6 protein-coding genes are annotated in these 3,727 nt (G+C 74.2%); 2 read left to right on the plus strand and 4 right to left on the minus strand.

Translation table 11 applies throughout. The features are described 5' to 3' along the window. Positions 1–49: 49 nt before the first annotated feature. Positions 50–742, minus strand: a complete 693-nt coding sequence (locus GUY61_RS35960; RefSeq protein WP_166634502.1) for a copper homeostasis protein CutC — start codon at positions 740–742, stop codon at positions 50–52. A 57-nt stretch (positions 743–799) separates the two neighbouring features. Between GUY61_RS35960 and GUY61_RS35965 the strand changes: the two genes are divergently transcribed. Then, positions 800–1,546 carry a hypothetical protein gene (locus GUY61_RS35965; RefSeq protein ID WP_166634503.1) on the plus strand — a complete coding sequence of 249 codons (747 nt, stop codon included), beginning with the start codon at positions 800–802 and terminating at the stop codon, positions 1,544–1,546. Here the strand turns inward: GUY61_RS35965 and GUY61_RS35970 are convergent. From GUY61_RS35970 to GUY61_RS35980, 3 genes are all read right to left on the minus strand, one after another. After that, positions 1,512–1,745 carry a hypothetical protein gene (locus GUY61_RS35970; RefSeq protein ID WP_166634504.1) on the minus strand — a complete coding sequence of 78 codons (234 nt, stop codon included), beginning with the start codon at positions 1,743–1,745 and terminating at the stop codon, positions 1,512–1,514. The two genes, GUY61_RS35965 and GUY61_RS35970, sit on opposite strands and share 35 nt — an antisense overlap. 102 nt (positions 1,746–1,847) lie before the next feature. Next, entirely contained in the window at positions 1,848–2,168 is a 321-nt protein-coding gene (locus tag GUY61_RS35975) for a DUF4031 domain-containing protein (protein WP_166634505.1), read from the minus strand. A 7-nt stretch (positions 2,169–2,175) separates the two neighbouring features. Next, a complete protein-coding gene (locus tag GUY61_RS35980) occupies positions 2,176–2,556 on the minus strand; it encodes a hypothetical protein (RefSeq protein WP_166634506.1) in 381 nt (126 codons plus the stop codon). Positions 2,557–2,662: 106 nt separating this feature from the next. Here GUY61_RS35980 and GUY61_RS35985 point away from each other — a divergent pair. Next, positions 2,663–3,727, plus strand: a 1,065-nt coding sequence (locus tag GUY61_RS35985; RefSeq protein WP_398958150.1) for an SIS domain-containing protein, incomplete at its 3' end; no start/stop codon positions are given.

The raw sequence follows: 3,727 nt of genomic DNA on the forward strand, positions 1-3,727 counted from the left end.
GGGTGAGGGGGGTGAGGGGTGACGGGATCACCGCCGGAAGCGCCAGCCGTCATCCGTCACCGTCGAGCTCCGTGCGCCACTCACGGACCGCGGCCGCCCTGACCGGAGCGTTCCAGCCGCCGGGGCGGGCGGCACCGCCGATGTGGAAGGCGTCGACGCCCGCGGCGCGCAGCGCGGGTACATGGTCGAGGCGGAGGCCGCCGCCGACCATGAGGCGGGGCCCGTAGCCGGGGTCGCCGCGCCGCCCGGCCTCCGCGACCAGGACGGGCAGGCCCGCGTCGACGCCCTCGGGCGCGCCCGCCGTCAGGTAGGTGTCGAGGCCGGGCAGCTCGGCGAGCTGCTTGCGCAGCGCGTCGCGGTCGGCGGCGCGGTCGATCGCTCGGTGGAAGGTCCAGCGGCAGCCGGCTACGGCGCGCGTGACGTCGAGGATCGCCCGCATGTCGGGCAGCCCGCCCTCGTCGAGGAAGCCGAGCACGAACTCGTCGGCACCCTCCGCGCGCAGCGCCTCCGCGTCCCGGACGAGCCCGGCCACGTCCCCCGCCGCGAAGCCGTCGCCGCCACGCAGCATCACGCGCAGCGGGATGTCGACGGCGGCGCGGACCGCGGCGAAGGTCTCGCGGGGCGGGGTGATGCCGTCGGCGGCCATGTCAGTGGCCAGTTCGAGGCGGTCGGCGCCTCCGGCCCGGGCGGCGACGGCGTCTTCCGCGTCGAGGGCGATCACCTCAAGAATTGGTCTAGACATGTGCGCAAGATTGCCACACCCCACACGCCGGGGAAACCAGGGGCCCACAATTGGCTCATGTCACGCGACGACCTGGACCCTCGACAGGACAGAGACCTGCAGGAACGGTGGGTCCGGACGCTGCTCCGCGCCCGGGAACACGCGCGCGGCACAGACACCGGCACCGGCACCGGCACCGGCACCGGCACCGGCACCTCAGACGACGGCGACGGCGACGGGCCGTTCCCTTCGCCGTATCCGTACGCCCGCAATCTCCTGGACCGCTGGGCCGAACCCCAGCGGCGCTACCACACCACCGCCCACCTGACCGCGGTCCTGGACCACATCGACGGCCACCTCGCCCCACACGCCGCCGACCCCGACCTCGTACGCCTCGCGGCCTGGTTCCACGACGCCGTCTACCTCCCGGAGCGCGACACCAACGAGGAACGCAGCGCCCGCCTCGCCGAACGCGCCCTGCCCGAAGCCGGCCTGACCCGCGCCCAGGCCGACGAGGTCGCCCGCCTCGTACGCCTCACCGTCACCCACGCCCCGGACCCCGGCGACAGCAACGGCCAGGTGCTCTGCGACGCCGACCTCGCGATCCTCGCCTCGGGCCCGGAGGCGTACGCCGCCTACGCCTCGGCCGTCCGCGAGGAGTACGGCTTCGTGCCGGACGACGCCTTCCGCGAGGGCCGAGCCGCCGTCCTGCGGCATCTGCTGGAACTGCCGCGCCTCTTCCACACCCCGTACGGCGAGGCTCACTGGGAGGCGCCCGCGCGCCACAACCTCAGTACCGAACTGGAGTTGCTCTCCGCAGGCTGAGCCGCGCCTCGGCGGCCGCGGGCCGTTCGGCGGCGGCCGCCAGCCCTTCCGCCAACCGCGGCAGCACTTCCCCGAGCTTGGCCAGCACCGCCGCCTCCCACGGCAGCGGCACGACCCGCGCCCGCACCGCCGGGTCCTCCAGCGCCTTCGCCAGCTCCGCCGCCAGCCCGCGCATCGGCTCTCCGGAATCCACGCCCACCAGCACTCCCCCCGACACCGTCCGTCCACCCTGTGCGGCGGATCCTACCGAACGTGTACGGGACATTACGCTCCGGCGTCACCTCTCTCCCGAAGGCGCAGGTCACCCAAAGCGGCGTGCACGCGGCGGAGTCGACGGCACGCCCGGCCGATCCACCGCCGCACGGCGGTGCTTGGGGCGCCGCAGCCCCGACTCGGTGAGCAGCCGCACGATTTCCTTGCTGCCGACCTCAACGGCCCCGGCGCGCACCGCATCGGCGTACCGGTGCGAGGGCACGTCGTAGTGGTCGCGCTCGAAGGCGCGGGCCGGGCAGCCGATGCTCGCCGCGAAGGCGTGCAGTTCGTCGAACGACACGTCGCTGACCAGGTGGGACCAGAGCCGGCCGTGCCCCGGCCAGGTCGGCGGGTCGATGTAGACCGTCATCCCCCGCTCACCCGCCGACCGCGCCGAGCGAGCCGACGGGTGCCACGCGCACCGCCACCTTGGCGCACACCCAGTGCGGCGCGGGGCCCAACTCGGGTTCGACGTCGAGGGCGTGGGGGTCGCCGTCGGCACAGACGGGGCACAGGGGCCAGCGGCCGTAGCGTTCGAGCAGGGCGTCCTGGACGTCCTGGGCGACGAGGCCGGCGACGTACTCGACGCCCTCCGGCCACTGCTCCGCCCACCAGCGGCGGTGGGAGACGGACTCCTCGACCAGCGAGACGACCTCGGCCTCCGCGACCCGGCCGGCGACGAGGTCGGCGAGCACCAGGGCGCGGGCCATGTGCAGGGCCTGTTCCAGGCGGGAGACGGCGGGGCTCTCGTGGTCCATACCGCCATTGTGCGTCCCGCCGGAGAACCCCACCAATGAGAGCCTGCCGGAGAAGCGGCACCGAGGCCTCTTGACCCCGCCGCACGGGCGAAAATACCTTTCAGATGTGACCGATGACGTGAAGGAAAGTTTCAGCGGACGCCGCGCCCCCGCGCCCGCGCCGGGGCAAGCCACCGCGTCCACCGGCCGTCCCGGGCCCGCAGGCCGCCCCGGGTCCGCAGGCCGCGCCGGGTCCGTCGGCGGCAGCGCACCCGCCGGCGCCAAGGGCGCGGGCACGACTCCTCCCGCACCCGCCGCCCTCGCCGCCAAGGTCCGTACGCTCGCTCCCTCGATGACCCGCTCCATGCAGCGCGTCGCCGAAGCCGTCGCGGCCGACCCGGCCGGTTGCGCGGCGCTCACGGTCACCGGCCTCGCGGAGCTCACCGGAACGAGTGAGGCGACGGTCGTGCGTACGGCCCGCCTGCTCGGCTACCCGGGCTACCGGGACCTGCGGCTCGCCCTCGCCGGGCTCGCCGCGCAGCAGCAGTCCGGCCGCGCCCCCTCGGTCACCGCGGACATCGCCGTCGACGACCCGATCGGCGACGTGGTCGCCAAGCTGGCGTACGACGAGCAGCAGACCCTCGCCGACACGGCCGCCGGGCTCGACACCGCGCAGCTCGCCGCCGCCGTCGCCGCGGCGGCCACCGCCCGCCGTATCGACATCTACGGCGTCGGCGCCTCCTCCCTTGTCGGGCAGGACCTCGCGCAGAAGCTGCTGCGGATAGGTCTGATAGCGCACGCGCACAGCGATCCGCATCTGGCCGTCACCAACGCCGTACAGCTGCGCGCCGGGGACGTGGCGATCGCCATCACCCACTCCGGTTCGACGGGGGACGTCATCGAGCCGCTGCGGGTCGCGTTCGAGCACGGGGCCACGACGGTCGCGATCACCGGGCGGCCGGGCGGTCCGGTCTCGCAGTACGCCGATCACGTGCTGACCACGTCGGTGGCCCGGGAGAGCGAGCTGCGGCCCGCGGCGATGTCGAGCAGGACCAGCCAGCTGCTCGTCGTGGACTGCCTGTTCATAGGAGTCGCGCAGCGTACGTACGAGACGGCGGCGCCCGCGCTGGCCGCGTCGTACGAAGCGCTCGCCCACCGTCACACCCCTGTCTCTTATAAACATCTCCGAGCC

The sequence above is a fragment of the Streptomyces sp. GC420 genome, from assembly GCF_009916105.1.
Taxonomy (GTDB): domain Bacteria; phylum Actinomycetota; class Actinomycetes; order Streptomycetales; family Streptomycetaceae; genus Streptomyces.

Bases quoted from the DNA above. Each gene is read 5' to 3' on its own strand.
- GUY61_RS35960 (WP_166634502.1), bottom strand. From the start codon at position 742: ATGTCTAGACCAATTCTTGAGGTGATCGCCCTCGACGCGGAAGACGCC.
- GUY61_RS35975 (WP_166634505.1), bottom strand. From the start codon at position 2,168: ATGACGGTCTACATCGACCCGCCGACCTGGCCGGGGCACGGCCGGCTC.
- GUY61_RS35980 (WP_166634506.1), bottom strand. From the start codon at position 2,556: ATGGACCACGAGAGCCCCGCCGTCTCCCGCCTGGAACAGGCCCTGCAC.
- GUY61_RS35965 (WP_166634503.1), top strand. From the start codon at position 800: ATGTCACGCGACGACCTGGACCCTCGACAGGACAGAGACCTGCAGGAA.